Source organism: Deinococcus aquatilis DSM 23025 (assembly GCF_000378445.1).
Classification (GTDB): domain Bacteria; phylum Deinococcota; class Deinococci; order Deinococcales; family Deinococcaceae; genus Deinococcus; species Deinococcus aquatilis.
The window spans coordinates 21,526-48,218 of the sequence record NZ_KB899697.1; the positions used below are offsets into that span (position 1 = coordinate 21,526).

The 26,693-nt window shown below is 61.9% G+C and carries 21 protein-coding genes; 7 read left to right on the forward strand and 14 right to left on the reverse strand.

Annotation, left to right across the window (positions count from 1 at the left end; all coding sequences use genetic code 11):
* Window positions 1–111 precede the first annotated feature (111 nt).
* Complete coding sequence (locus F561_RS27685) at window positions 112–324, forward strand: KGG domain-containing protein (RefSeq protein WP_040379603.1); 213 nt, start codon at window positions 112–114, stop codon at window positions 322–324.
* Window positions 325–579: 255 nt separating this feature from the next.
* Here F561_RS27685 and guaD read toward each other — a convergent pair whose 3' ends face one another.
* The 5 genes from guaD to F561_RS0102545 form a co-directional block, all read right to left on the reverse strand.
* Complete coding sequence (gene guaD / locus F561_RS0102520) at window positions 580–1,881, reverse strand: guanine deaminase (RefSeq protein ID WP_019008364.1); 1,302 nt, start codon at window positions 1,879–1,881, stop codon at window positions 580–582.
* Complete coding sequence (gene xdhC / locus F561_RS0102525; protein WP_019008365.1) at window positions 1,878–2,729, reverse strand: xanthine dehydrogenase accessory protein XdhC; 852 nt, start codon at window positions 2,727–2,729, stop codon at window positions 1,878–1,880. The genes guaD and xdhC overlap by 4 nt, the downstream gene beginning before the upstream one ends.
* A gap of 247 nt (window positions 2,730–2,976) precedes the next feature.
* Window positions 2,977–5,346 (reverse strand): xanthine dehydrogenase molybdopterin binding subunit, encoded by a 2,370-nt coding sequence (gene xdhB / locus F561_RS0102530; protein ID WP_019008366.1) that lies wholly within the window; start codon window positions 5,344–5,346, stop codon window positions 2,977–2,979.
* Complete coding sequence (locus F561_RS0102535) at window positions 5,343–6,815, reverse strand: xanthine dehydrogenase small subunit (RefSeq protein ID WP_019008367.1); 1,473 nt, start codon at window positions 6,813–6,815, stop codon at window positions 5,343–5,345. The genes xdhB and F561_RS0102535 overlap by 4 nt, the downstream gene beginning before the upstream one ends.
* 307 nt (window positions 6,816–7,122) lie before the next feature.
* Entirely contained in the window at window positions 7,123–8,439 is a 1,317-nt protein-coding gene (locus F561_RS0102545) for a glycerate kinase type-2 family protein (protein WP_019008369.1), read from the reverse strand.
* A 122-nt stretch (window positions 8,440–8,561) separates the two neighbouring features.
* Between F561_RS0102545 and F561_RS0102550 the strand changes: the two genes are divergently transcribed.
* The 4 genes from F561_RS0102550 to allE are packed head-to-tail and all read left to right on the forward strand — an operon-like array spanning window position 8,562 to window position 13,312.
* Window positions 8,562–9,947: an aldolase/citrate lyase/malate synthase family protein gene (locus F561_RS0102550; protein WP_019008370.1), complete on the forward strand. Its 1,386-nt coding sequence runs from the start codon at window positions 8,562–8,564 to the stop codon at window positions 9,945–9,947.
* The gene (locus tag F561_RS0102555; protein ID WP_019008371.1) at window positions 9,944–11,197 is read left to right on the forward strand and encodes an allantoate amidohydrolase; all 1,254 of its coding nucleotides are present in this window, start codon (window positions 9,944–9,946) and stop codon (window positions 11,195–11,197) included. Before F561_RS0102550 ends, F561_RS0102555 begins: the two co-directional genes overlap by 4 nt.
* Window positions 11,187–12,548: an allantoinase gene (locus F561_RS0102560; RefSeq protein ID WP_019008372.1), complete on the forward strand. Its 1,362-nt coding sequence runs from the start codon at window positions 11,187–11,189 to the stop codon at window positions 12,546–12,548. Before F561_RS0102555 ends, F561_RS0102560 begins: the two co-directional genes overlap by 11 nt.
* Complete coding sequence (gene allE / locus F561_RS0102565) at window positions 12,545–13,312, forward strand: (S)-ureidoglycine aminohydrolase (RefSeq protein ID WP_019008373.1); 768 nt, start codon at window positions 12,545–12,547, stop codon at window positions 13,310–13,312. The genes F561_RS0102560 and allE overlap by 4 nt, the downstream gene beginning before the upstream one ends.
* A gap of 68 nt (window positions 13,313–13,380) precedes the next feature.
* Here the strand turns inward: allE and F561_RS0102570 are convergent, their stop codons facing one another.
* The 5 genes from F561_RS0102570 to F561_RS0102590 form a co-directional block, all read right to left on the reverse strand.
* The gene (locus F561_RS0102570; protein ID WP_019008374.1) at window positions 13,381–13,962 is read right to left on the reverse strand and encodes a TerD family protein; all 582 of its coding nucleotides are present in this window, start codon (window positions 13,960–13,962) and stop codon (window positions 13,381–13,383) included.
* Between the two features lie 44 nt (window positions 13,963–14,006).
* A complete protein-coding gene (locus F561_RS0102575) occupies window positions 14,007–15,251 on the reverse strand; it encodes a VWA domain-containing protein (protein WP_019008375.1) in 1,245 nt (414 codons plus the stop codon).
* Window positions 15,248–16,468 carry a TerD family protein gene (locus tag F561_RS0102580; protein ID WP_019008376.1) on the reverse strand — a complete coding sequence of 407 codons (1,221 nt, stop codon included), beginning with the start codon at window positions 16,466–16,468 and terminating at the stop codon, window positions 15,248–15,250. Before F561_RS0102580 ends, F561_RS0102575 begins: the two co-directional genes overlap by 4 nt.
* Window positions 16,469–16,577: 109 nt before the next feature.
* The gene (locus tag F561_RS0102585) at window positions 16,578–17,153 is read right to left on the reverse strand and encodes a TerD family protein (protein WP_019008377.1); all 576 of its coding nucleotides are present in this window, start codon (window positions 17,151–17,153) and stop codon (window positions 16,578–16,580) included.
* Between the two features lie 182 nt (window positions 17,154–17,335).
* Window positions 17,336–17,791 (reverse strand): tellurite resistance TerB family protein, encoded by a 456-nt coding sequence (locus F561_RS0102590; protein ID WP_019008378.1) that lies wholly within the window; start codon window positions 17,789–17,791, stop codon window positions 17,336–17,338.
* Between the two features lie 233 nt (window positions 17,792–18,024).
* On the opposite strand from F561_RS0102590, the gene F561_RS0102595 reads away from it, so the two are divergent.
* The gene (locus tag F561_RS0102595; protein ID WP_019008379.1) at window positions 18,025–19,128 is read left to right on the forward strand and encodes a Gfo/Idh/MocA family protein; all 1,104 of its coding nucleotides are present in this window, start codon (window positions 18,025–18,027) and stop codon (window positions 19,126–19,128) included.
* 162 nt (window positions 19,129–19,290) lie between these two features.
* On the opposite strand, the gene F561_RS0102600 is transcribed toward F561_RS0102595, so the two are convergent.
* On the reverse strand, window positions 19,291–20,319 hold the full coding sequence (locus F561_RS0102600) for an aldo/keto reductase (RefSeq protein ID WP_245556411.1): 1,029 nt from the start codon (window positions 20,317–20,319) through the stop codon (window positions 19,291–19,293).
* A gap of 713 nt (window positions 20,320–21,032) precedes the next feature.
* On the opposite strand from F561_RS0102600, the gene F561_RS29605 reads away from it, so the two are divergent.
* Window positions 21,033–22,481 carry an endo alpha-1,4 polygalactosaminidase gene (locus F561_RS29605; protein WP_019008381.1) on the forward strand — a complete coding sequence of 483 codons (1,449 nt, stop codon included), beginning with the start codon at window positions 21,033–21,035 and terminating at the stop codon, window positions 22,479–22,481.
* A 105-nt stretch (window positions 22,482–22,586) separates the two neighbouring features.
* Here F561_RS29605 and F561_RS0102610 read toward each other — a convergent pair whose 3' ends face one another.
* The 3 genes from F561_RS0102610 to F561_RS24595 are packed head-to-tail and all read right to left on the reverse strand — an operon-like array spanning window position 22,587 to window position 26,689.
* Window positions 22,587–23,513 (reverse strand): endo alpha-1,4 polygalactosaminidase, encoded by a 927-nt coding sequence (locus F561_RS0102610; protein ID WP_019008382.1) that lies wholly within the window; start codon window positions 23,511–23,513, stop codon window positions 22,587–22,589.
* A 1-nt stretch (window position 23,514) separates the two neighbouring features.
* Complete coding sequence (locus F561_RS24590) at window positions 23,515–25,671, reverse strand: Agd3-related carbohydrate-binding protein (RefSeq protein ID WP_083922258.1); 2,157 nt, start codon at window positions 25,669–25,671, stop codon at window positions 23,515–23,517.
* Window positions 25,652–26,689, reverse strand: a complete 1,038-nt coding sequence (locus tag F561_RS24595) for an NAD-dependent epimerase/dehydratase family protein (RefSeq protein WP_083922259.1) — start codon at window positions 26,687–26,689, stop codon at window positions 25,652–25,654. Before F561_RS24595 ends, F561_RS24590 begins: the two co-directional genes overlap by 20 nt.
* Window positions 26,690–26,693: the final 4 nt, after the last annotated feature.

Here is a 26,693-nt window from a genome sequence, read left to right on the forward strand (position 1 = left end):
CTGCCTTTAGTGAGATGGGTGTGGCCGAGCTGGCCGACACGCCAAAATCGTTCTCAGAGAGCAGGAGCTTCTGCTCTACATCTCATCCAATGTTTCTCCCGGAGGCGTGACATGACCAACAAAGATGATAAGAACGGTGGCGGCCGCGGGTTTGCCCGTATGGATCCCCAGAAGCAGCGTGAAATTGCCAGCAAGGGCGGCCAGGCGGCCCACGCCAGCGGTAATGCCCACCAATTTACATCCGAAGAAGCACGCGCCGCTGGCCGCAAAGGTGGGCAGGCTTCTCGTGGTCGTAGCAAACCCAGCGCTCAATCTGCGGATTGAAACTGTAATTCCTGTGCAGGAGCCGCCCCACCAGAACGCGTGGGGCGGTTTTTTTGGCCCCAGTGCGGCTTTAGGGCGGCCAGTGACCAGTATTGGTCCTCCGTTGTCTGTCTGAACAGCCGTGTGTCACACGTTGTTTTGGCCTACACGTAAGACTGTCTTTCTGTACGTGCTGGACGGTATCTGAAGGCAAGGTGTTTCAAAACCGAGTCAACGGACAGCAGCCACAATCCCCTCTCTTGCTGGAAACTTCTGCTAGGAACTGGCGCGGCGATAAACCGAGTCGCCTCCTATCCAGACCTGTGCCACATCGCCCTGGGTGCCGCCTGCAAACACCGACGCCAGGGCGCGTTCGGTGCTGGTGGCATGGGCCAATACAGTCTTCATGATGCTGCCTTCCGGCGGGCAAAAATACACCGCGTCGAAGTTTTTGCCTGCGCTGAAATCGCCGATCTGGTCTTCCAATTGCAGCGCTTCGGCCCCGGCGCGGGTTGCCAGATACAGAAGGTGCGCGGGCGAGAGCGGCACGCCTTCCAGCCCCATGAGCTGCTGCATGAAGTGGGCCTGTAAGCCTTCCTTGAGCATAGAAAAGCCGGTGCCGCCGCCCACATCGGTGCCCAACGAGACGTGAACGCCCGCCGCCAGATGGCGTTTCAGAGGAAACATGCCGCTGCCCAGCGCCGAATTGCTGCACGGGCAATGTGCGGCAGTGCAGCGGTGTTCGGCCATCGCGCCCAGTTCGCGGTCTGTGGGATGCACGGAGTGGGCCAATACACTGCGGCGCGTGATCAGTCCGGCCCGCTCGTAGGTGTCCAGATAATCGCGGCTCTCCGGGAAGAGTTCGCGCACGGTTTCTATTTCGCGGCCATTTTCGTTGATGTGGCTGGTGAATCTGACCCCAGGAAACTCGGCCATCAGCGCGGCACAGGCATCCAAGATTCCCTCGGAGGCCGACAGAGAAAAACGCGGCGTGACGGCGTAGAGATTGCGCCCCTGCCCGTGCCAACGCCCAATCAGCGCCTTGCCTTCCTCATAGGCCCGCTGCGGCGTGGTGTGCAGTTCGGAGCGCAGCATCCGGTCAGAGACGACCTGACCCGCCACCGCCCGCAGCCCGACCCGGCTGGATTCCTGAAACAGAATGTCCACGGCGCTGGCAAAATGAGAACCGAAAACCAGCGCGGTGGTGGTGCCGTTGCTGGTCAGGCCCGCTACAAACTCGCGGGCGACGGCGGCAGCATAGGCATCGTCGCCAAATTTGGCTTCTTCGGGCAGGGTGATGGTGTCCAGCCATTCCAGCAGCGGCAGCCCCAGCCCACCGATCACGCGCACCTGCGGGAAATGCACGTGCGTGTCGATGAATCCGGGCAGCAGCAGGCCGCCGCGCAGGTCTTCTACAGGCTCGTCGGGAAAGGCGGCGCGAACATCGGCAAAGCTTCCGCTCTGGATGATCTGGCCGTTCTGGACAAGTAGGCCGCCGTCATCTTCGATCTGAAGGGCCTGGGCAAATTGAAACGGATTGGCAGGAGTGTGCAAAAAGGTGGCGCGGTAGAGGGTCATGAAGTCCTTTGGGAGGCAGATACGGGCTGCTGAAGAGATGGGGCTTTGGGCTGCTGCTCCAGAATTTGTACGAGCTGGGCCGCCACACTGACCGCGATCACGGCAGGCGTTTTGCCCCGGATTCCCGGTAAACCGATTGGCGTGGTGATGCGCTCCAGTTCGGCTTCGGTGTGGCCCACGGCCTTCAGTTGCTCGCGGAACCGAATCCATTTGACGCTGGAACCGATCAGGCCGACAAAACCCAGATCCGGGCGGCGCAGGGCCGCGTCACACAGGGCGGCGTCTTCGGCGTGGTCGTGGGTCATGATGACCACATGACTTCCGGCGGGCAGCTTGGGCAGGGTCAGTTCGGGAATGGGCAGGGGATGAAGGTGAAGGGTGGCCGCGCCCGCCGCCAGCCCCGAGAGGTGTTCGGGGGCCAGTTGCGCCGCCCGCGAATCGGTGAGGTGCAGATGCACGGGCAGGCGCGACAGGATCAGCGCCAACTCCAGACCCACATGCCCGATGCCAAAAAGAGCGATGTGGGGCCGTACCGTTGCCAGCGGCTCCAGAAGCAGCGTCACCTCTCCGCCGCAGCACTGGCGGCCATATTCGTTGGGGGCGCTGTCGGTCAGGCGCAGGGTCAGGAGTTCGGGGGTCTGGGCATGGGCGAGCAGCAGGGCGTGGGCGCGGGCTACGGCGGTGGCTTCCAGATTGCCGCCGCCCACGCTGTCCCAACTGCTGTCGGCGCTGACCACCATTTTGGCCCCAGCCTCACGCGGGGCATGACCACGCACGGCAGCCACCGTGATCAGGACGCCGGGTTCGTTGTGGTCGGTCAGGTATTGGAGGGCAGCGAGCCAGTTCATGTGGGGGTTCCTTAGTGTTGATTCCTGTTGGGCTTGGTCACATTCAGGCGGAGGCATCACCCCCAGTCAGCTTCGCCGCCAGCCCCCTTAAGGGGAGCGCAAAAGCGCAGTGGTCCTCCCCTCTAAGGGGGGCGTTGCGTCAGCAACGGGGGGGTTGGGTTGCGCACCTCGCCAGACTCATGACCAAATGCTGCACAGGGCTTGTGCTCCCGCTTTTCCTACAGCCCACAACCCACGTCCCACACCACTAGTCATCCGCCGCGACCACTTCTGCCCGTTCCTGCCGCGCTTCTTCCAGCGCCCAGAACACGGCTTCGGGGGTGGCGGGGCTGGCGAGAAGTTGCGGCCTTCCGCTGGGGCCGAACGCGGCGGCGGCCTGACGTAGCGCCTCGCGCACGCTGATTGCCAGCATCAGGGGCGGTTCTCCGACAGCTTTGGAGCCGTACACTACGCCGTCTTCGGTGGCCTGTTCCAGCAGAGCCACGTTAAAGATTTCGGGCATTTCGGAGAAACTGGGCAGCTTGTAGGTGCTGGCCGACTGGGTGGCAAGGCGGCCCCGGTGTGGCCCTTGGGTGGTATCCCAGCGCAGCTCTTCGAGGGTCAGCCAGCCCGCGCCCTGTACGAAGCCGCCTTCGACCTGTCCGATATCGATCAGCGGGGAAAGGCTGTCGCCCACATCGTGTAGCAGGTCGGCACGCAGGAGGCGGTAGGCTCCCGTAAAACCGTCCACTTCCACTTCCGACACCGACGCGCCGTAGGAGAAATATTTGAACGGCTCGCCCTGCATGGCGACCCGGTCCCAGTGCAGCCCCGGCGTGCGGTAATAGCCCGCTGCCCACAGCTGGGTGCGGAGGTGGTAGGCGTCGTGGACGAGCTGGGCAAAATCCAGACCCTGATCCGGGTGGCCCAGCGGGTACACGCGGCCATTCTCGAACCGCACATCATCGGGATGCACCCCCAGGCTGCCTGCCGCCACCGCTGCCAACCGCTCCTTGATCTGGTCGCAGGCGTTCTTGATGGCCCCGCCGTTGAGGTCTGCCCCGGAACTGGCCGCCGTGGCCGACGTATTCGGCACCTTGTCGGTGCGGGTCGGGGCGAGGCGCACACACCGGAGGGGCACACCCAGCGCCGTGGCCGCCACCTGAATCATTTTGGTGTGCAGTCCCTGGCCCATTTCGGTGCCGCCGTGGTTGATGAGCACCGAGCCGTCTTTGTAAATGTGAACGAGTGCGCCCGCCTGATTGTAAGCCGTGAAATTGAAGGAGATTCCGAACTTGACGGGCGTGATGGCAAGGCCGCGCTTGGTGTGCGGGTGGGCCGCGTTGAACGCCTGAATCTCGGCCTGACGGGCGGCAAAATCGCTCTGTTGCAGCAGCGTTTGCCACACCAGTTGCAGGCGCTCGGCGTGGCGCACGGGCTGACCGTAGGGCGTGGCCTCGCCGGGGGCATAAAAGTTGCGCTGGCGCAGGTCTGCGGCCTCCAGACCCAGCAGGGGAGCGCAGCGGCCCAGAATATCTTCGATCACCAGCATGCCCTGCGGCCCGCCAAAGCCCCGGAAGGCTGTCTGGGACGTTTTATTGGTTTTGCAGATGCGTCCCAGCACCTCCACATGAGGAAGGTAATAGGCATTGTCGATGTGGCACAGGGCGCGGGCCAACACCGGTTCGGAGAGGTCCAGGCTCCAGCCGCCGTCGCTGCTGAGGGTGGCTTGCAGTGCGTGCAGGCGGCCCGATTCGTCAAAACCCACCTTCCAGCGGGCGTGGAAGGGGTGGCGCTTGCCGGTCATGGTGAGGTCCTGGGTGCGGTTCAGACGAACCCGGACTGGCCGTCCGGTGAGGGTCGCGCCCAGTGCGGCGATGGCCGCGAAGCCGTGTGGCTGCATCTCTTTGCCGCCAAAGCCGCCGCCCATCCGCAGACACTGTACCGTGACCTGGCTGGAGGTCAGGCCCAGCACATGTGCCACGATTTCCTGTGTTTCGGTGGGGTGCTGCGTGCTGCTCTGAATAAACATCTGGCCCGATTCGTCGGTGTAGGCCAGCGCTGCGTTGGTTTCCAGGTAAAAGTGTTCCTGTCCGCCGAACTCGAATTCGCCCTCAAAGACGTGCGCGGCTTCCCCGAACCCCAGCGCCACATCGCCCCGGCGCAGGGTGGGCTGCGATCCCTGAAAACTGTCCTCAGCAATGGCTTCGGCAATGGTCAGGAGGGCAGGCAAGACTTCATATTCTGCGCGAATCGCTTCGGCCCCCAGCCGCGCTGCTTCGGTGCTGTCGGCCAAGACCCAGCACACGGCCTGACCGTAAAACATCACTTCGTTTGGGCCATTTTCTCCGAACAAAAGCGGCTCATCATGCTTGACGCCCGCATCGTTGACCCCCGGCACATCGGCGGCGGTCAGGACGCGCACCACGCCGGGAACAGACAGCACCGGAGAGGTGTCCAGCTTCAGCAGGCGGGCGTGGGCATGCGGCGCTTGCAGCGGCCAAGCGTGCAGAAGGTTGTGCAACCGCACACCCAGATCATCGGTGTACAGGGCGTGCCCGGTGACGTGCAGATCGGCGCTTTCGTGCGGCACGGGGTCGCCGACGGCCCCCAGCGGCGGGCGTTCAAACAAGCTCATGCCAATTCCTCCTGACGTTGTGTGGTCTGTTCAAAATAGAACTTCAGCAGGGTTTGCTCCAGCATGGCGGCGCGGTAGGCGCTGGAGGCGCGGTGATCGTCCAGCGGCGTGCCTTCTGTGCCCAGTATCTTGGCAGCCAGACGCACATTTTCTTTATTCCAGACCTGCCCGGTCAGTGCCGCTTCGGCTTTCAGCCCGCGAATGGGGGTGGCGGCCACTCCGCCCAGGCCGATGCGGAGGCGCTGCACCGTGTCGCCTTCCAACTCCAGCGCAATGCCCACTGCCACGCTGGAAATATCGTCGAAGCGGCGCTTGGCAATCTTGTAAAAGCCCGTGAGGGGCGCAAGCGGCAGCGGAATCCGCACGGCGCGGATCAGTTCGCCGGGAAGCCGGACAGTCTGACGGTAGCCGGTAAAATAATCGGCCAGCGGCACCTCACGCTCACCTTGCGGGCCTACCAGCACCACGCCCGCATCCAATGCCAGCAGTACGGGCGGGCTGTCTCCGATGGGTGAGGCTGTGCCCAGATTGCCGCCCAGCGTGGCATTGTTGCGGATCAGGCGCGAGGCGAAATGCGGGAACCACTCGCGCAGGAGCGGGATTTGATTGCCCAAGCGCCGTTCGATCTCCGACAGATTCAGGCCCGCGCCGAGTTCTATGAACCGATCGGTAGCAGTCAGGGTGCGGAGTTCCGGCAGACCGTCCACCGCGATGGTGACGCCTGCGCGGGCATGGCGCAGATTCACTTCCACTCCCCAATCGGTGCCGCCTGCCAGTACCTTGGCGTCTGGGTGGGCGGCCAGCAGGTCTAAGGCTTCTGCAAGGGTGCCGGGACGGTAAAAATCGCCGTCTGGGGTGCTGAGGTGCGTGGGACGGGGCATGGGCGGCGTCTGAGTGCGGCGCTGGGCCAGTGGATCGGTTCCTGCTGAGTCAGATTCGGGCGGCATCCCAAGGGCGTAGGCGGCATCCTGAATGGGGCGGTAGCCAGTGCAGCGGCACAGGTTCCCGCTGAGGGCGTGCAGATCGAATCCATTGGGGCCGTGGTGTGCGTCACCCGTTACCTGTTCTGTTTGGCTCCGCTCTGGGCGGTAATACTCGGCGGCCATGCTGACCACGAAGCCGGGGGTGCAGTACCCGCACTGCGAGCCGCCGCGCACTGCCAACTCGTGCTGCACGGGATGTAGCGTTCCCGGATGCCCTAGTCCTTCTGCCGTTACCACTTCCTGCCCCGCCACACTGCCCATCAGAACAAGGCAGGCGTTCACAGATTCCAGCCGCGTGCCGCCGTGTTCATCTGCCCGTGCCATCAGCACTGCACAGGCTCCGCACTCGCCTTCTGCGCAACCTTCTTTGCATCCGGTCAGGCCCTGATCCCGCAGCCAGTTCAGCAATGTGGTATGTGGGCGCACATTCCCGGCGACTCTGGGCTGTCCGTTGACGGTCAGTTCTAAAGTGTGCAAATTGGACATAAATGGGCCTCCTGATCTTTGAAAGCGTGGCACGAAAAGAGTGTGACAACTGAGGCGTAGACAATAGAAAAAAGCCTGATGGTCAGCGTGCGTCTGCCTCTCACTGGATTCATTCAGAGGGGGCAGGCGCATGGTTGACGCACAGGCTGGGAAGGCGCAGGGCGGACGGCTGGTTATCCATGCAGAACAGCCGTCTGGGTTGTGGGTAAAACTCTGGCTGTACTGTAGGACGGGGATTGGGGGATTGCAAGGTGAGCTAAGGGGTGTAGGTTATGTGTTGTGGTTTCTGTTATTCCAAAGTAAATAGTTAGAGTACCAGTAGCACGCGTAAGTCGTTCAAATTCTGCCCGGTGGGGCCAGTCATCAGGGCATCACCTAGAGCTGCAAAAAAGGAGCCGGAATCATGGCAGTGCAGGGCGACGGCAGGATCGAGTCCCAAGGCCCGCGCCCGCATCAGGCTGTCTGGGGTCAGGAAAGCTCCAGCAGCGGTAGAAACTCCGTCTATGCCATCCGAGCCTGCCGACAGGCCCCAGAGGGTTTGGCCTAAATCCTCCAGTTCAAGTTCAAGCAGCAAGGCCAGGGCAAATTCCTGATTGCGGCCGCCGATGCCCGGAGCTGACCCCAGCGTGACGGTGGTTTCTCCGCCGGAAATCAGGGCAACGGGGGGCGGGGCAGGCGTGCCGGATGTGTAAATACCGCGAATGATATTGGCGTGCGTGGCGGCCAACTCGCGGGCCTCACCGCCGAAGGAATCGCCCAGAATGACGGCCCGCACGCCGAACAATTTCAGGTGAGCTGCGGCGGCATTGAGAAGCAAACCGTTAGAACCGATCACCTCAGTTTGAACGGTGGCGAAGGCGGAGCTGGGTTTGGGCGTCTCAGGAATTTCTCCCCGAATGCCCTGGTGCAGATGTGCCCGTACTGCCGGATGCTCCAGCCCAAATCTGTCCAGCACGGCCAGAGCATCGGCAAAGGTGGTCGGATCGGGCACGGTGGGGCCGGACGCGATGACACTGGGATCGTCTCCGATCACGTCGGAGAGCAGCAGGGCCGTGACGGACGCGCCGCGCTTCAGGGCCGCCTGCGCCAGACGCCCACCCTTGACCCGCGAGAGGTGCTTGCGAACTGTGTTCAGGTCATGAATGCCTGCACCGGAAGCCAATAATTCCTGTGTCAGCGCCTGCTTTTGCGCCAGCGTCACGCCCCAGGGCGCACACAGCAGGGCGCTTCCGCCGCCCGAACCCAGCACCAGCAGATGCTGACCGGCTTGCAGTTGGCCCACCCATTCCAGCAACCTCGCCGCTCCGCGCACGCCGCGTTCGTCGGGCACCGGGTGGCGGGCAACATGGACTTCTCCCTGACCGTGCTGGACGGCCAGTTGCACGGCTGGACTGGGAGTTAGCCCATCGGGGGCAAGGGCCAAGAACCGCGCTGCTGGATAAACGGACAGGGCCGCGTCCAGCATGGGCAGGCTGGCTTTGCCGATGGCAGCGATCAGGGTGGGCACAGGAAAACCAGGCTGAAGCAACCGCGCCCGCACCAGATCGCCCGCGTCGGTGGCCTGCAATGCGGCGTGGTAAGTGGCTTCCAGCAGGGCGCGGGGATCGGGGATGGAGGCGGGCATGCTGGCCTCAGCATAGGCTTGGAGCGGAAAGCTAGACGCCTAAAGATCTTGAGGCCCGTAGCCCCTGGGTTGATAGGCTGGGGCCAAAGCAAACCGCTCTCTCCCCCGCCCCGAGGACGCCCATGACTCCGCCCATTCCAATTCCAGCCGATTCCATCCGACTTTCCCCGCTGGCCCACCAGTTGGCTGCCCGCCTGCATACGGCGCTGCGTGCCCGCTGGGAGCAGCTTCCCGGCAAGACTTCCCCGCCTTCCCCACCCGAATATGAGGCCGCCCCAGTTCCAGCTGACCTGAAGGGCCGCCGCGCCGAACTGATCGTGGAGGCGTCGGATGTGGCGGCGCTGCGACAGGCGCTGACCTCTGATGCTGATGCCGTGGTGATCGATTTTGACGATACTTTTGCCCCCACGCGGGCCAACGTGCAGGCGGCCTATGATGCGCTGACTTGGGCTACCCAGACCGAAAAACCGCTTCTGGCACGGCCCCGCGCCCTGTACGCGGTGGAAGAAGGGCTGGAGTTCGGCGGCCCCGGTATTGCCAGTCTGTGCGATCTGGCCGCCATTCTCGCAGCGCGGCCCCGGCGACCTCTTCACCTGTACATTCCCAAACTGGAAACGATGAATGAGGCATCCTTCTGGGAAGACGCGCTGGCGTTGGCCGAGGCAGAACTGGGGCTGACTCCCAACTCTGTGCGGGTATGCCTGCAGATCGAAACCTTTCTGGGCGTGCTGCACGCCGACGCCCTGCTGTATACCCTGCGTGGGCGGGCGTATGGCCTGAACGCGGGGCGCTGGGATTACGTGTTCAGTCTGGTCAAATCGGTTGGAACATCGAGTGGAGCCGTGCCGCCCCGCGCCGAATTGAGCATGGAGGTGGACGCGATGCGGGCCTATGCCGAGGCTCTGGTACGCGTCTGCCAGCGCCGCGACGCCGAGGCGATAGGCGGAAGCGCCGCCGTCGCGCCTGATCCGGCAGACCCGCAACCTGCGCTACAGACCGTGCAGGCCGATAAACGCCGCGAAGCTCTGCAAGGATTCACGGCGGCGTGGGCCGGATTGCCCGAGCTGTTGGGTGCGGTACGGGCGGGATTTGAAGGCGTGACCGCCGCGCCGCTGCCCCCCGAATCGCCGCAGCGCACGTTGGAGCGTTTGTTGGCCTTGCCCCAACCCCGTCCATTACCGCTGGGAACTGTGCAGGACACGATTGGACTGGCATTGGCCGTGTTCGGGGCGTGGTACGCGGGGCGGGGCGTGGTGGTGCGCGGGGGCCGAATCGAGGACACCGCCACCGCAGAACTGGCCCGCGCCCAACTGTGGCAGTGGGTACGCTCCGCTGCTGTGCTGGAGGGCGGCGAACGCCTGACGCCGGAGCGGTATCAGCAGGAGCGCCGCGCACAGGCCCACGATTCCATGCCAGAAGCCAGACTTTTAGACCATCTGGTCTTGAACGAACACTGCGCCCGTTATTTTCCCCGTGCAGCACAGCAATTGCAGGAGACCCAACCATGACTGCTCACCCTGACGCAACCCAGACCGTGCTGGACGCCTGCCGCACCTTGGCCGGGTTCACCACCACCCCCGGCAGCATCACCCGTCTGTTTCTGACGCCGCCCATGCACGACGTTCACGCCTTCCTGACCGACTGGGCGCAGCGACTGGGAATGAGCACCCGCATAGACGCCGCCGGAAATCTCCGCGCCCGCTGGGAGGGCACTGGGCCGAACGCGCCCACGCTGTATCTGGGGTCGCATCTGGACACCGTGCCGAATGCCGGAGCCTATGACGGCATTCTGGGCGTGGTGCTGGGGTTTGCGCTGGTAGAAGCGCTGGGCGGCGTACGGCTCCCGTTTGCGCTGGAAGTGCTGGGTTTTTCGGAAGAAGAGGGCGTGCGCTACGGCGTGCCTTTTTTTGGAAGTCGGGCACTGCTGGGCCGCGCTGGGCCGATGCTGAAGATGCGCGACGCGGGCGGCCAGACGTTGCAGGAGGCGCTGAATGAATTTGGGCTGGAGGCCGGAGCCTTGCCGTCTGCCGAACTCACCGGAGAGGCGCTGGGCTACTTCGAGATTCATATCGAGCAGGGGCCAGTGCTGGAAGCGGCCGGCCAGAGCGTGGGCGTCGTGGAGGCCATCGCGGGGCAAAACCGCTTCGACCTGACCTTCACGGGCCGCGCCTCACACGCGGGAACCACGCCGATGCCCCTGCGCCGCGACGCTCTGGCTGCCGCCGCCCGCTTCGTGGTGGCCGCCGAGGACTTGGCCCGAGCCACACCCGGACTGGTCGCCACAGTGGGCATGATGGAAGTCAAACCCGGCGCGGGCAACGTGATTCCCGGTGAGGTGGCCTGCTCGCTGGACATTCGCCACGCCCGCGATGAGGTGCGGTTGGCCGTGCTGCCGGGGCTGCTCGCTTCGGCAGAAGGCTTTGCGGAGGAGCGGGGCGTCACGCTGACGGTTCGGCCAAAGATGGAGGAGCAGGCCACGCCCATGCATCCGCAGTTCCGGGCCTTGCTGCATCAGGCGGCGGCTGACGTGGGGTTGCCACATCCCGAACTGGTCAGCGGAGCGGGGCACGACGCGATGGTCATGGCGACCCGGATGCCCGCCGCGATGCTGTTCGTGCGCTCTCCGGGCGGCCTCAGCCACCACCCCGACGAGGCAGTTCTGGCGGGCGACGTGGCCGATGCTCTGGCGGTAGGCGGGCGCTTTTTGCAGTTGCTGGCGGCACAGGCTGGCAGCACAGGGGGCAAACATGGGCTTTGATCTGATCGTTCGGGGCGGCACGTTGGTCACGGCGCAGGGCCAGCGGCGGGCCGACCTTGGGGTAGAAGGCGGGCAGATCGTCGCCATCGAGGAGGAGCTTCTGGACGGAACCGCGCAGACGCTGAATGCTTCCGGCCTGCACCTGTTTCCCGGCGTGCTGGACGGCCATGTTCACCTGAACGAGCCGGGGCGCACCCACTGGGAAGGCTTCGAGACCGGCACGCGGGCGCTGGCGGCGGGCGGGGCCACCAGCTTCTTTGATATGCCGCTCAATTCCTCGCCGCCCGTGCTGGACGCGGCCACCTTTGAGGCCAAACGCGCCGTGGCCGAGGCCAAATCGCTGCTGGATTTCGGGCTGTGGGGCGGCCTGACCCCGCTGAATCTGGACCGAATGGATGAGCTGGCAGAGGCGGGCGTGATCGGCTTCAAGGCTTTTATGAGCCACAGCGGGTTGGATGAATTTCCGGCGGTGGATGATGTCACGCTGTATGAGGGCCTCAGGGCCGCCAAACGCCTCGGTCTGCCGCTCGCCACGCACGCCGAGAGCGACGGTTTTACGCGCCGCCTGACCGAACAGGCACGAGCGCAGGGCGGTTCGTCGGCCCGCGCTTATCTGAATTCGCGCCCGGTGGTCACAGAGCTGGAAGCCGTGCAGCGTGCCCTGCTGTACGCGCAGGAGCTGGAAGCGCCGCTGCATCTCGTTCACCTGAGCAGCGGGCAGGCGGTGGCGCTGGCCGCAGAAGCCAGAGCGCGGGGCGTGGACGTGAGCATCGAAACTTGCCCCCACTACCTGCATTTCACGGAGGCAGATGTGGAACGCATCGGCGCGGCCCTGAAATGTGCGCCCCCACTGCGCCCGCAGGCCGTACAGGATGACCTGTGGGCAGCCCTTTTGCGCGGCGACATCGACATCATCGGTTCCGACCACTCCCCCGCCCCGCCCGACCTGAAAACCAGTGACGACTTTTTTGCCCTGTGGGGCGGCATCAGCGGCGCACAGAGCACGCTGAATGTGCTGCTGACCGATGGACACCATCAGCGCGGTTTGCCCTTGGCGGCGGTAGCAACCCTGACTGCCCTGAATCCGGCGCGGCGCTTTCGGTTGCCCCAGAAAGGTGAACTGCGGGTGGGCGCAGACGCCGATTTTGCGCTGGTGGATCTGGGCCGCCGCTGGACGCTGGAGCAGGCCGATCTGCAAGACCGCTGGCAGCAAAACCCGTATGTGGGCACTTCCTTTCAGGGACAGATAACGGCAACGTATTTGCGGGGCCGCGCCGTGTATCGGCAGGGAACATTCAACGCAGAGGTCAGGGGAAGACTCCTGACACCGCACATCCAAGGAGCCACATGAAACATCTGGGCCATACCCGCAGCAATTTGCAGCAATCCCACGCCGTCATCACGCCCGAAACCTTTGTTCGCACGGCTCTGGCCGAGTGGCCCGGCAGCGCCATCATTCTGCACATTGCCCCGGTCATCGGCCTGCGTGCCCGCTTCGTGCAGTTCACCGCCGAGATGCCGCAGGGCGCTCAGGCCAGCGCGTCGGCACACGGCTATCAGCGCTTTGCCTTCGTGCTGGAGGGTGAACTAGAGGTTGACGTAGAAGGCCAGACGCGCACTCTAGGGCCGTCCGACTATGTGTTTTTTCCGGCGGGCACGGCGCACACGCTGAAGGCCACGCAGCCCACGCGCCTCGCCGTGTTTGAGAAGCCCTATGAGGCCGCAGCCGGGCAGGACGCGCCGGAGGTGGTGTGGGGCAATGAGCGCGAAAATCCCGGTTACGCCTTCGAGGGCGATGATCACCTGATGGCCCGCAAACTCCTGCCCGACGACCCCCGTTTCGATTTCATGATGTCCACCATGAGCTTTGCCCCCGGCGCGAGCCTGCCTTATTCCGAGATTCATTACATGGAACACGGCCTGCTGATGCTGGAAGGCGAAGGGCTGTATAAATTGCAGGACACCTATTATCCAGTGGGCAAGGGTGACGTGATCTGGATGGGCGCGTATTGCCCGCAGTGGTACGGCGCACTGGGCCGGAACTGGAGCAAATACCTGCTCTATAAGGATATGAACAGGCACCCTTTGGCGATGCTGGGAGCTGGACTGAAATAAACGGGATTAAGCTCAAAAAGAACGGACGCCATAAAAGACGTCCGTTCAAACTATTGTGCTTGCTTTGTTTACAAATAAGCTCGCATATCCGGCAAGTTGTCGTTATAGGTGCGCCCGCGTGAGGTGGTGCCGATGGCGGTCATCGTCCAGTCGTTGCCCTGGCGTTTCAGGCTCGCCAGAATCATGGCGCTGTGGCCGCCCTGCGCCGACAGGTTATAGCGAGCGATTTCCTTCTCGCCCTGCGTATTCACGAGGCGGCAATAGGCGTTTTCGATCTGGCTGAAATCCTGCCCGGTGTAGTTGTTGACGCTAAAAATCACCGTGACCACGTTGGCGGGCAGGCGAGCCAGGTCCACCGTAATGGTTTCGTCGTCGCCGTCGCCCGCGCCGGTGCGGTTGTCTCCGCTGTGGCGAATACTGCCGTCCTTGCTTTGCAGTTGCCGGAACCACACGGCGTCCACGAGGTTGCCCTGTGCATCGAACAGCAGGGCGTTGGCGTCGAGATCAACGGCCACCTGACCGCCGCCAAAGCCGAGGAATCCCTTCTTCTTGATGGCGTCCCAGCCCAGACCCATGCGAACCACGCCCAGCGAGGGACCAGCTTCCTTGGCAAGACTGATCTGTTGCCCTTTTTGCAGTGAAATAGCCATGATGTTGCCTCCAGAGAGAAAGAGAAGAGATGGGAACGCTGGCTTCAGCGCAAGATGCCCTGCTGCTTGGCGTCGCGCTGCCACGAATCGAGTTCATTGACGAGCAGTTCAAAAAGTTCGCCGTCGGGGATGCGGATGGGTGCGGGCACACGGAAAAAGTCGGCGTTGTCCACGCGCCTGCCTTTCAGGTCGTCCAGCTTTTCCAGAAAGTCGAAGTCTACCCGGCCCGCTTCGATGCCCATGAATTTCCAGAAAATCGGCTCACTGGACGCTTCGATCATCTGTTTTTCTACCGCTGGGCGGTTGCTGCTGCCCCCATCGGTGATAAACAGCACCAGCGTGGGCAGGTCGTGGCCTTCCTTGCGGGCATCCTCGCGTACCATCGTCATCACCGGGCTGTAATGGGTTCCTCCTTCCAGCTCGATGTTCATGCGCTGCACAAAGCCGCCCACATTGCCCAGCGACATGGCCCCCTTGCGCTGTGCCCTCACGCCGAACAGATACACTTCGACCTCACCGTCATCGTCCAGGCGGGCGGCCAACGCCAAAGCACGTTCTGCCAGCGCCTGCACCGACCCTGAGCGGTACTCGTCGTACATGCTGCCGCTGATGTCCAGCACCAGTTTGACCCGGTAGCGGGCATCATCCAGACCACGTTTTTCCAGACTCACGCTGGCGGCCTTGATCAGGCTGACGAGTTGAGGCTGCTCACGTTCGGCCTTTTCCAGCAGCACGCGCTGACGTTCTTTTTTGAGGTTGACGGGCGTGGGCGCTGGGGCAGCAGCGGGTGCGGCAGCCTCGGCCACCTCGCCGCCGAAATGCCGTACCAGTGCGTCCAGACCGCCGTCGAACCCCTGCGCCACCGTTGCCAGTCGCCAGTCACCCTGATGACGGTAGAGACGCACCAGCATCACGGCTTTTTCGGCCTTCAGGTGCGGCTTCACGTCGAAGGTGGCGCTGCCCAACGAAACCGACAACGCCCCGGCCTGACCCACCGGAGTCGTGTCGTGCGTGGCCGTGAAATACACCTCGGTGATGTCGGCAGGCAGGGCCGCGAGGTTGACGCTGAACGCCGTATCCACGCCCTGAGCGGTCAGCGCCAAAGCTCCTTCCGGACTCTTGGGTTGGTTGAAAAACACCATGTAGCGGTCATCGCTCAGCTTGCCGTCTTTGAGACCGAAGGCGGTAATGTCGGTGCCGCCAAGGGTGCAATTGACCTGAACGGTAAAGCTGGTGCCCACGCCCAGAGTGGCGAGGGGCAGGCGTTGCCCGGCAGTCAGCGCCGTCATTTGCTGCCTGCCGACCAGCGAAAGCCGAAGCCGTAGTGCTCGTCACAGGTGGAGTGGTCACTGAAATAGCGTTCTTCCTTGGTAATTTTGATATCGCCCCCCACGTTCTCGATGTTGGCAATGGCACAAAAGGTCCGGCGCATGTCGGGATTGCTCAGGCGCACCGTGATCTCGTTGCCCCGAGGGTCTTTGAGGGTCAGGTGTGTGCCCACACGGGTAAAATCACTGGTTCCCTCATAGATGAAGGCAAAGATCAGCACCGTGTGAATCAGGTCGGGCCGGAAGATGATCAGGTTTTCGCCGTCGGTGGCGGCCCCGGTGCGGTCATCCTTGTCCAGCATGATGTACGGCTCGAACCGGTCTGAGCCGAAGTTATTGCCAAGCGACTGAATCACGCCCATCTGCCCATTGTTGAGCACGAACATGCAGCCCAGATCAAGGTCAGCACCCGCCGTCGCGCCGAAGCCCAGGAATCCGCCCTTGCTGCCGCCGCGCTCCCAGTTCAGATTGACACGGATGGGGTCCTGGCCGCCGTCCTTACGTAGAGAAATCTTGGTGCTCTGGCCCTGCTTGTCCAGCGTAATTTTTTGCAGACTGATGGTGGGTGCGGGCGGTGGGGGAGCAGACACGGGGGCGGCAGCGGGTACAGGAGGGGGAACGGGCACAGACGGCGGCACTGGAGGCCGTGCCAGCGGCGAGTCCTGTACCGTGCCGCCAAAATGCTTGACCAGTGCGTCCAGACCACCGTTGAAGCCCTGACCGACAGCACCGACCCGCCATACATCCTTGAAATACACGTCCAGCAGCATGATCGCCCGCTGCTGCTGAAAATCTCGCCCGGTGACGCGGTAGGTCAGGTGTTGCCCCGCGCTGCTGCTGAGGGTCACCTCGGCGTGGTCTATGGCCGCAAATGATCCCTGATCCACCGTAGAGGCGAGGCTCAGGCGGCGCACCGAGGCAGGCAGCCGCGCCAGATCGATCTGAAACACTTTTTCGCTGCGGGCACCGCTCTGCATGTTCAGTGCCCCTTCTGGACTTTGCGGCTGGTTGAAAAACACCATGTAGCGGTCATCGCTCAGCTTGCCCGCCGCATCCAGGCCAAACAGAATCAGGTCGTATTCAGGTGCGGGGCCAGTGACCCGGACGCTGAGGGTGAGGGTTGTCTGGGGAGTGAGGGTACTCAGAGGTGATTTTTGTCCAGTCTGGAAGGTCTGCATGGGTTCCTTTCGGAGTGCGAACTAGGCGTCGTTACTGCGTTCCGGTGGGCTGTGAGAGCCAAAAAGCGGGCGGAGGCCAAGCAGCCCCACCCGCTTTCGGAAAACGGCTCTAGACGTTGACGCCGTAATTGCGGGCCAGCGGCGCGAGGCCACCTGCATAGCCCTGACCGACAGCCTTGAATTTCCAGTCGGCCCCGTTACGGTAGACCTCACCGAAGATCATGGCGGTATCGGTCGAGGCGTCTTCAGACAGGTCGTAGCGAGCGATTTCGCTGCCGTTGGCCTTGTTCAGAACGCGGATGTAGGCGTTGCCCACCTGACCGAAGCTCTGACCGCGCGTATCGGCCTGGTCGATGGTCACGCAGACCGCCACTTTCTGCACTTCAGCGGGAACTTTGGTCAGGTCGATGTCGAGCGTCTCGTCGTCGCCGCTGCCTTCGCCCGTCAGGTTGTCGCCGTTGTGGGTCACGCTGCCGTCGGAAGAAGTCTTGTTGTTGTAGAAAATGAAGTCGCCGTCGGCACGTACTTTGGCGTCGTCTTTGAGCATGAACGCACTGGCGTCAAGGTCGAACTGCTTGCCGTCGGTGGCGCGGGGATCCCAGCCGAGGCCGATGACGATGGCGGTGAGACCGGGAGCTTCTTTGGAAAGAGAAACGTTGCCGCCTTTGGAAAGTGATACTGCCATGCTGCCCTCCTGAAGTGGGTGTGAAACTGAAATAGGGAAAACGCCAAGTGATAACAGCGCTGAAAGTTGAGACTCAGCTTCTAGCTTGCCGCCGCCGAAGCGTTCTGTCAATTACAATTGAGAAAATTCAAAGCCGGGACGGTGTTTTGACATCTGACACTCATCCGTAGCGTCGCTGACGCTCAGAGACCGAATTCGGCGGGGCTGAGCTTGAGACCGAAAATTACGTCTCGCACCACTTTCTGCTCTTCAGCGCTGAACTCGCCGTCAGCATTGGCGATGACCAGAGCGAGCTGTACCACCGCACGGGCCTGATCCTGTTTGCCTGCCACACGCCCGATCACCTGCATGAGTTCGATCTTGCCGAAGTCGAAATCTGCCGTGATCTTGTCGCAAAACGCGTCGTATTTGGTTTTCAGGTCGGCCACGTTGAACGCTTTGAGTTTATCGCTGGTGGTAATAAATTGGGCGGTTCGGGTGCGCTCCTGCTGATCGATTTTGCCGTCTGCCGCGCCGATCAGGGCACATGCAGCCATCGTCGCATCAGCAAACGCGGTGTTGTTAAAACGGCTCCAGGTATCCTGCGCTTCCTTGCCTGCCTGACTGCCCATGGCCTTGAGTTTGTTGAGAAAGCTCATCGGTTCTCCTGTTGTGCGGCGAAATGTGAATAGGAATGTGGATGACGTGAAACGGGACAGGACTGCGGGGAGTGCATCCCCTAGTTCCAGCATAGCGGTCAGAATGTGAGTTTGAGGCTAATTTGGGGTCAATCGATCCCTATAGACGGCCAGTTCATACAGAAGCAACCGAGGGTAAAGGCGCGTTCAGACGCCACATGACCAACGCCCAGGCCGCCGCTTTAGCGTGAAGGATGCCTCTGAAACCTGACCTCCCTGAACCCGAAGCCGTGCAGCACCGTGTAGGACTGGCTATCGTCGGACTGGGCAAACTGAGTGCCGAGGAACTGATTCCGGCCATTCGCACCAGCCAGCACGCCCGCGTTGCCGCGCTGGTCACCTCTGATCTGGAGGAGGGCCGCGCCTTTGCCCGTGCCTTCGATCTGACCGACGCCGACGTGTACGCCTACGAGGATTTCGAGGCGCTGAAAGACCGGGATGATGTGGACGGCGTGTATATCGTGTTGCCCAACAGCCTGCACCGTGAGTACACCGAGCGGGCCGCCCGCATGGGCAAGCATGTGCTGTGCGAAAAACCGCTGTCGGTAAATGCCGAGGACGCGCAGGCAATGGTGGACGCCTGCAGCGCCGCCGGGGTGCAACTGATGACGGCCTACCGCTGCCAGTACACGCCGCACCACTGGGCCGCCCGCGACGCCGTGCAGGGCGGAAAGCTGGGGCAGGTCAAGTTGCTGGATTCCATCCATGTGCAGGTCGAAACCGACCCCGAAGCGTGGCGCATGAAGCTTGACCTGGCAGGTGGCGGCCCTCTGCCCGATGTGGGCCTGTACAGCCTGAATATCCTGCGGTTTATCCTCGCCACCGAGCCGGAATGGGTTTTTGCCGCGCTGCGGCAGCCCACAGACGATCCCCGATTCCGCGAGGTGGAGGAGTCGGTATCGTTCATGCTGGGCTTTCCGGACGGCATCATCGCCAACGCCCTGACCAGTTACGGAGCGCACAAAACGACCACATTGCGCGTGCTGGGCGAGGGAGGGAGCGCACTGATGGACCCGGCCTTCAGCTACACGGGCCTCAGCCTGACCCTGACCGATCCAGGCGGCCAGACCATTCCAGCTTTTGGCAGCTACGATCAGTTCGGACTGGAAGTCGATCATTTTGCCGAGCGGGTCAGAGACGGCAAAACCCCCTGGACGCCGGGGGAAGAGGGGGTGCAGGATCAGCGGATCATGGACGCCATCTATCAGAGCGCCCGCACCGGGCAGGTGGTACAGCTCCAGAAACACCCCGGAAAGGACGTTTTTCGGGGTGAGAAACCGGGCCTGCCGGGAGAGTGAAGTTAAGCGGATCGCAGTTCATCCTGAGCTGAGTGAAGCGAGTAGCGAAAAATTACGTCTTGGCCTCAGCGCACAGCGCCCGCAAATCAGGAGCCGCCCAACGAGCGCAGGCAGTGGCGCGGGCGCTGTGGGCGGCATCAGAGTCAAAGGGCTAAAGAGGATTCAGGGCAAGACGTTCCCTGCTGCCCGCAAAATTCCGTACCATTCCTCGCGGGTCAGGTGGATTTCACTGGCCTTGCAGCAATCCTTGAGGCGCTGAAGATTCATGGTACCGGTCACGGGCTGCATTTTGGCAGGATGACGCAGCAGCCAAGCCATCGCAATCGTGGTATTGGCAACGCTGTACTTGGTTGCCAACTCATCAATCTTGGCGTTTAGTTCGGGAAATTTGGCGTTGTCGAGGAAGACCCCTTCAAAAAATCCGAACTGAAAGGGCGACCAGGGCTGAATGGTGATGTCGTGCAGACGGCAGTAATCGAGCACACCACCGTCACGGTTGACTGCCGCGTCGTTTTCCATATTCACGTTGAACCCGTTGGTGATCATGGTGGCGTTGGTGATGCTCAGTTGCAGTTGATTGGCGACAATTGGCTGGCGGACATACTTCCTGAGCAGATCCATCTGGCGCGGGTGCTGGTTGGAGACACCGAAATGACGGACTTTTCCGGACGTTTCGAGTTCATCAAAGGCTGCGGCCACTTCTTCAGGTTCCACGAGCGTATCTGGGCGGTGAAGCAGCAGAACATCGAGATAATCGGTATTCAGGCGCTTCAGGATGCCGTCTACTGAAGCCAGGATATGTTCTTTGGAAAAGTCGAACATTCCGGGCCGGATACCACACTTGGATTGCAGAATGATCTTTTCGCGCACGCTGGGGCTCATGCCGATGGCCTCGGCAAAGATTTCCTCGCAGGTACCCTTCCCGTAGATGTCGGCGTGATCGAAAAAGTTTGCGCCTTCATCTAGAGCGCCCTGTACGAAGCGCTGTGCCTCTGATTTTTCAATTCTGTTGAGGCGCATACAGCCCACGGAAACCACAGGTACGTCCAAGTTACTGCTACCAAGTTTGATGGTTCGCATAATCAATGTCCTCCTCAGAACAGGGTTCGGCAAAAGTGGATGCTGAGCAACACTGCCTCCTCCGAAATGTTCTTCAGAGTGGCACATTGCTGGGGAGGTCACCACACGCATAAAAGGATCGTGATGACCTGGACGATAAGGCCAGAGCAGTCATCTTGGCTACTAGAGAGGAGTCATCAGCGAGAGTTCCCCCCCGATACCCCACGGAGACTGCCTTAATTTTTGCTTCATGAAGAGAGCCTATTTGGTCTGACCCGTTTTTGATCTGCGCCCGGACCGAGCGGTTGTGTGAGGCAGTCTGAGAGCTCAGCACAGGTGGTGGCTGCCCCTCATCAAATTCCACGCCATCTTGCAGCCAAATGCACTCAGTCATGTCGCAGTTCAAAAAAACAAATAAAACAGACCTACTGTGCCTGGGCGACAAGATCAGGAATAGGCTTCAACTTGAATTTCATGGAAAGAAGTGGATACACCCAGAATCCCTGATATTTTAGTTCGGCGCTCAGATCTTCAACACATCTGTAATGACAGTAAAATGCAGAAGCCTTTTCCGTAAAATATAAAGAGCTGCCACAAGTTCACTAGATAGAAATCCCTCCATGCACACCGATAAGCCACCGACTAGATAATGTATCAAAAAGATTCTCATAAGTTTGGGATTATTCATTCACAAAAGGTGGAACAATATCTGACACTTTTCTTACATGAGAAGGAAGGATATATTTTACACGATTCTCTCAAGCAATGAGGAAAGGAGAAGAATCCAATAAGGGGTGTAGATTTTTCGTTATACGGATAATTGAACGGCCTGTAGCCTACCGCTCATGAAGTTTATGGATCTCCTGACAACCCACCGTGCTCCGCTGATGCTCCTGGCGACCGCTTCGTTGCTGAGCGCCTGTGGAACCTCCCTGCCTTCTCCAGACAGCCTGAATTCAGGCACAGTCGGAGCACACTTCGAGGCTGAGCAGGGCAGTCTGGAACACTTTGCTGACGCTTCCGGCGAACAGTTTGAGCCGTTGGCAGTTGTTCAGCCGGGGACCCTGCGGGATGCAGAAATTATCGATGACCCGGCAGCCAGTGGTGGAAAGGCAGTGGGACTGTACAGCACAGGCAGCAGCGTCCGGTTTACCGTACCTGCCGCAACCAGAGCGGGCAGTTATCTGGTCCGGATCAAGGCGCTGGCCGAGGCCTATCAGGGCAACCCGGTGGTGGCGCTACGCCGGGGCGGGCAGGAGTTGGCGCGGGTCGAGATCAAGTCGGCCACCTACGCCACCGTCTCGTTCGGTAAGTTCAACCTTGCGCCCGGCGACCGCCTGAATGTGGTCTTCCTGAACGGCGAGCGCACTGGAAACCGGGGAACTCTGGTGGACGAACTGCTGATTGATCCAGCGACAACCACCGCGCCCGCTCCAACCCCTGTTACGCCGACTCCGACCCCGACACCCACACCTACACCCACTCCGACGCCAACCCCGACCCCGACTCCCACGCCAGCTCTGGCCACAGGCATCAAATTGCCGCCCACTGGCACCGTCTCCTGGGACTGGCAGATCGGTGCGGGCAGCGATAGCAACGTGACCGTGCCTGCCGGAGTCAAATTGATCGACGTGGACGGCTTCGATATTTCAGCGGGCAAGGTCGCGCAGCTGAACGCGCAGGGCGTGTATACCGTCTGCTATCTGGATGTCGGCAGCTATGAGCCGGGCCGCCCCGATTCCAGCCAGTACCCCAGTTACCTGAAAATCCAGCAAGACCCCGATTGGCCCTCCGAGTACTTTCTGGACGTGACCGACGTATTCAAGCCCAATTCGGTGCTGGCCGTGATTCTCAAAAACCGCTTCAAGATGTGCAAGGACAAGGGATTTGCCGCCATCGAACCCGACAACCTGCAAAACGACGAGAACGTGAGCGGCGGCAAAATTACGACCCAGCAGCAGATCGACTTCAACGGCTGGGTAGCTGATCAGGCGCACGCCCTGGGTCTGGCCGTGTTCCAGAAGAACGGCCCTGACAAGATTTTGCTCAAAGACCGCACGGGCAAGATGATGGTCGAGAAATTCGACGGCATCTTGAATGAGGAATGCCAGCAGTACGGCGAATGCGCTCCACTGGCCGAGTACGTGAAACGCGGCAAATTGGCCCTGAACACGGAGTATAAGTCTGCCCTGAACTGCACTCTGTCGAACAGCCTGAAAATCAATACGATCCGCAAAGACCTGAATCTGGCGGGCGGCACGATGTCGGGCTACAAGCGCGAAAGCTGCAACTGATCCAACCTCTCAGACAAGATGCGCTCCAGAGGGACCTTCGTGGTCTGCTGGGCGCATCTTGTCTGCCTGACTACCAGTGGTTGGTCGCCAGGATCGGCCAGGTTTTCAGAGCATGCTTCTCTTTCCATTGCTGCCCGCTCCCGCGCTGCCATGCCCGTTGGTCGAGGCACGTCTGGGCGGTGTGTATCCGTTGGGCAGGCTCAGTTCGCGGTTACTGACAAAGGTAGGAATCCCGAAACTGGCCGCCCGCCGAAGCGCGAACCTTCGCAGCCGGGGTGTATCGGCGTAGTCGAGGGCGAACACATCCAGACCCAGCCGCCGCACCTGTTCCACGAGTTGCGCCGTGTAGTCGAGTTCTGGTTTGATGTAGGCGCGGTACTTCTCCGGCCCAATATTGGAAAAGGCCCCGGTTAAAGCGTCCAGAGCGGAGGCGGACAGAACTGAGTGATCCAGGGTTGAGCGGGTCGGTGGGGCTGTGGCTGGCTGCCAGGTAGTGGAAAAAGCTTCTATCAGGACGCCGTTGACTGCTCCGCGCAGACGGTGAAGCAGGCCGACGCCCCGGTTGATCAAGAGGTATTTGGGGCCAGCCCACTGGCGTACCAGGCGTACGAGCTTCAGCATGGCCCGCAGATGGCGGGAAGCGCGGGAAGCAGAGTCGATGGTATCCAGAAAAAATCCGCTGAACACAGCCCTGTCACGGAGCACCTGTGCCTGAATCTGTGCCCGCCACTGGGGATGACTGGCATTCACCAGCCGGGTATTCCAGACGGTAGGCGGTTCGTCTGTCAGCCAATCCTGCTGCTGGCCGCTCCCGTCCTCTCCGAGGCTCAGGTAGGCCAGAACCTGCACCCCACGCTGGCGCAACCAGCCCACCTGAGCCGCAGAGAAGTGACCCGGCTGGACCACTATCCGCTGATAGCGGGTCAGCAGAGGCAGAGCGTCCTTGCCGTAATAGAGCGCCAGAGCATACCGGGAGCGGTTGCGCTCGGCAGTTTCAGAGCTGGGCATTGGCGTGGGGCGCAGGCGGCTCATATCAGGGCACTGGAGCCGTGACGACCTGGCCTGCTGCCAGCGTAAAAGTGCTGATGGTGTTGCCGCTGTAGCTTTCGCTGCTGCCGATGCCGCCCGCCGCCGCACCAGTCACGAAGCCTGCTCCGCCGCCCGCCGAACGCAGGGTCAGGGTTTTGGCCGTCCGGTTCCAGCTGCCGCTCATCCCGCTCTTCATATAGGAGGTCCGGGCTTCTATATAGGCTCCGAGGCTGTCCCAGCGCAGGGTTTTGAGGGGCAGGGTACTGTACTTAGAATATTTGGTCAGCAGCGCCGTTTCCCAGTCGGAGGCGAGACTGCGGCCCAAGGTGTGCTGACGCAGGTTGCCCTGATGCATGTAGTGCGGATAGGCGCTGCCGCTGAGGACATGTCCCAGGGCCAGATCGGTTTCTTTGTCCAGATACTGGGCGTAGGTGAGGTCGGCGGGCCAATACGGGGCGCTGCCGTTGGGGCCGTACACAGAGTTGTAGGCTCCGACGGCCTGCGCGGGCGTGGTCACATGATAAAAGACGTTGGTCGGCCAGCGCGGAATCAAGAAGATATTGGAGTTCAGAGGGTGCGTCAGGCCACAGTTCATGCAGCCCGCATCCCACTGGCTGGATACCGAACGGTTGGAGGCCAGATACCGCGTGCCCGTGTTCTGGGCGGCCAGAAGGAAGCTGGTATTGGATGCGCCGAGGCCGTAATCCGTTTTCAGTCCTTCGCCCGCCGGGTTGTAATAGCCGAGTCCCGACATATCGCCCGTGACCAGGCTCTTGGTGCTGATGTTCAGACCCAGTTGCGCCCCGATGGTCAGGTTGGGTTGCAGCTGTGCATATGAATCGTTGTAATTCAGGAAGTCCATGTACTCGTGGTCGCGGGTATGGCTGACCCAGTCGAAGGTATTGGCGAGGCAGCGCGACATGCTGCTGAGGCGGTCTGGACTGATTGCGTTGGTGGCGCAGCTCAGGGGCGCGGCGGTATTGGCTCCGCCCCCGTTATAGACGACAGCGAACTTGAATTCCTTGGAGACGGGGAACAGCACCCGCAGGTCCGTCTGCTGCACCGCGACTGACATGGCGTCGCTGGCCGAGATCCTGAAGGCATCGGGGCTGACGGTTTTGGTCACCGGGTTGTAAACGTCACCCGGCAGGAACCAGTCGTCTATGTCCAGTTGATTGAAGCGGCGGTATTCGCCCAGATGGACACCCTTGGTCACCCACTTGACCAGGCTGTACCCCAGCAGCTCGGAGTGCAGCAGATCGGGATTCTGGGCAAAGGTCAGTGCCAGCCGTTCGCGTCCGGCGGTGTCCGAGCGGGCCGCCAGCACCCGCCCGCCCGAGTCGCTGAGCAGCGGCGTGGTGGTCACGCCCGGCACGGCAGCGACAGTGGCCGGGTAGTTGTAGGCGTACTGGATAGGCAGGGCAACTCCGGCCCGCAGGTCGGTAAATACACCCTGACCTGCCGCCGTCAGCCTGGGATTGGCGGTGGCTGACGCCGCCCCAGCGTCGCGCAGGCCGTAATCTTCGGGCCAGGAGCTGGGATAGGTGTACAGCGAGAGTTGCCGCACCCCATAGTCTTGTTCGTATTGCCACAACAGGTTCCAGCCTGCCCAGTCCAGCGCACTCTGCCAGTTGCCCGGACTGGCCTCGTAAGCCAGATTTCCCGTGGTCAGGATCACGCCCTGATACTTGCCCGTGCCGTCTTCGGCCACCAGGGTGTTGGCGGTAAAGCTACCCGGCACACTGGGATTGACCACGTCGTAGGGCACACCCGCCTGCGCCAGCATGGTCGTCGCGGCGCTCTGGGTGCCGTCAGTCGCGTTGGCGCTCAGCACCAGCACCCGGAGGGCCACGACATTCGTATTGGGCGTGGTACTCAGGGTTTGCAGCGGGAGCCGGGGCTTGCCTCCGCGAATCTCGGGCAATGGCGTGAGATTGCGGGCGTCGGGCTTGGCAGGCGGCGCGAGCAGGGGCGTATGCAGGTGATTTTGCAGATGACTGAAATTATCGGCGCTCTGGTCATCGGCCAGAACCTGGTCAGCCGGAGCCTGCGCGGTCTTGGTTTCCTGCATACAGCCGCCCAGCAGCAGCAGGCCTGTCACGCTCAGAAGCGCCTGAGCTGCCCTTCTGTACCCTGGATGTTTAAACGCGGAATTTTTCATGTGTAGACTCCTTTGATGCGGGTGAGAGCGGCGTGGAAGGCAGTGAAGCAGGCGCGTCCCAGTCCAGAGGCGAGGGGTGATACCACAGGTCGTGCAGGGCGTCCTCGAAGGTGTAGTGCGGAGACCAGCCCAGCGCACACAGCCGCTGAATATCGGCCTGCTGGCACGCCACGGTGCCTGAGCGCGGAGAACTGGGAGCAACCTCGGTGATGCTGCCCTTGAATCCGGCCAACTGGGCCAGTCCAGTGACCACGTCGCGGGATCGGCGGGCCTGCCCTGAACCCACGTTCAGCACCGTGGGAGGCCGTGAAGCCGAAGAAAAGAACTCTTCTGGACGCTGACCCAGGCGGGTGGCGAACACGGCGGCGCGGGCCACGTCGCGCACATCCACGTAATCGCGCCTGCTCGACAGATCACCGAAACTGACGGCACTCCTGGATTGGCGCACGGCTTCACGCAGCAGGCTCGCCGCCTGGCCTGGAAGGGTGGCCCCGCTCTGGCCTGCGCCCACGGGATTGAAGACCCGCAACACCACGCCCCGCGCCGTGTTCCAGTGCAGCGCCTCCTGAATCAGCTGGGTGGCGGCCAGTTTGCCCACCCCGTAAGGGCTGACCGGACGGCAGGGCGCGTCCTCTTCAACCGGGCGGTCAGGGGCGGTGACGCCGTATTCTGCTGCCGACCCCAGATGCACCAGCCAGGGCCACAGTTGCAGGCGGTTCAGGCTGGCCAGCAACCCGGAAACGACCAGCATATTGCCGTCGAACAGGTCCTGCGGCGTGCCCGATACCCGGCCAGCAGCGTTGATGATGACGTCCGGACGGGCCGCCGCGATCAGGCAGTCCCAGGCCGAGGCGCTGGCCTGCATCAGATCCAGCTGGGCGCGGGGCGGCCCCACCAGGGTCAGCAGGTCGGGCTGTTGCCGCAACCGACGCCCGATGTGCAGGCCGATGAAGCCGCCGCCGCCCAGCAGCAACACGCGGGTCATCTCTGTCTTACGGTGGTTCGGAGGAGTACTCATGATC

Coding starts and splice junctions, on each gene's coding strand:
- F561_RS27685 (WP_040379603.1), top strand. CDS start 112: ATGACCAACAAAGATGATAAGAACGGTGGCGGCCGCGGGTTTGCCCGT.
- guaD (WP_019008364.1), bottom strand. CDS start 1,881: ATGACCCTCTACCGCGCCACCTTTTTGCACACTCCTGCCAATCCGTTT.
- xdhC (WP_019008365.1), bottom strand. CDS start 2,729: ATGAACTGGCTCGCTGCCCTCCAATACCTGACCGACCACAACGAACCC.
- xdhB (WP_019008366.1), bottom strand. CDS start 5,346: ATGAGCTTGTTTGAACGCCCGCCGCTGGGGGCCGTCGGCGACCCCGTG.
- F561_RS0102535 (WP_019008367.1), bottom strand. CDS start 6,815: ATGTCCAATTTGCACACTTTAGAACTGACCGTCAACGGACAGCCCAGA.
- F561_RS0102545 (WP_019008369.1), bottom strand. CDS start 8,439: ATGCCCGCCTCCATCCCCGATCCCCGCGCCCTGCTGGAAGCCACTTAC.
- F561_RS0102550 (WP_019008370.1), top strand. CDS start 8,562: ATGACTCCGCCCATTCCAATTCCAGCCGATTCCATCCGACTTTCCCCG.
- F561_RS0102555 (WP_019008371.1), top strand. CDS start 9,944: ATGACTGCTCACCCTGACGCAACCCAGACCGTGCTGGACGCCTGCCGC.
- F561_RS0102560 (WP_019008372.1), top strand. CDS start 11,187: ATGGGCTTTGATCTGATCGTTCGGGGCGGCACGTTGGTCACGGCGCAG.
- allE (WP_019008373.1), top strand. CDS start 12,545: ATGAAACATCTGGGCCATACCCGCAGCAATTTGCAGCAATCCCACGCC.
- F561_RS0102570 (WP_019008374.1), bottom strand. CDS start 13,962: ATGGCTATTTCACTGCAAAAAGGGCAACAGATCAGTCTTGCCAAGGAA.
- F561_RS0102575 (WP_019008375.1), bottom strand. CDS start 15,251: ATGACGGCGCTGACTGCCGGGCAACGCCTGCCCCTCGCCACTCTGGGC.
- F561_RS0102580 (WP_019008376.1), bottom strand. CDS start 16,468: ATGCAGACCTTCCAGACTGGACAAAAATCACCTCTGAGTACCCTCACT.
- F561_RS0102585 (WP_019008377.1), bottom strand. CDS start 17,153: ATGGCAGTATCACTTTCCAAAGGCGGCAACGTTTCTCTTTCCAAAGAA.
- F561_RS0102590 (WP_019008378.1), bottom strand. CDS start 17,791: ATGAGCTTTCTCAACAAACTCAAGGCCATGGGCAGTCAGGCAGGCAAG.
- F561_RS0102595 (WP_019008379.1), top strand. CDS start 18,025: ATGCCTCTGAAACCTGACCTCCCTGAACCCGAAGCCGTGCAGCACCGT.
- F561_RS0102600 (WP_245556411.1), bottom strand. CDS start 20,319: ATGCGTGTGGTGACCTCCCCAGCAATGTGCCACTCTGAAGAACATTTC.
- F561_RS29605 (WP_019008381.1), top strand. CDS start 21,033: ATGAAGTTTATGGATCTCCTGACAACCCACCGTGCTCCGCTGATGCTC.
- F561_RS0102610 (WP_019008382.1), bottom strand. CDS start 23,513: ATGAGCCGCCTGCGCCCCACGCCAATGCCCAGCTCTGAAACTGCCGAG.
- F561_RS24590 (WP_083922258.1), bottom strand. CDS start 25,671: ATGAAAAATTCCGCGTTTAAACATCCAGGGTACAGAAGGGCAGCTCAG.
- F561_RS24595 (WP_083922259.1), bottom strand. CDS start 26,689: ATGAGTACTCCTCCGAACCACCGTAAGACAGAGATGACCCGCGTGTTG.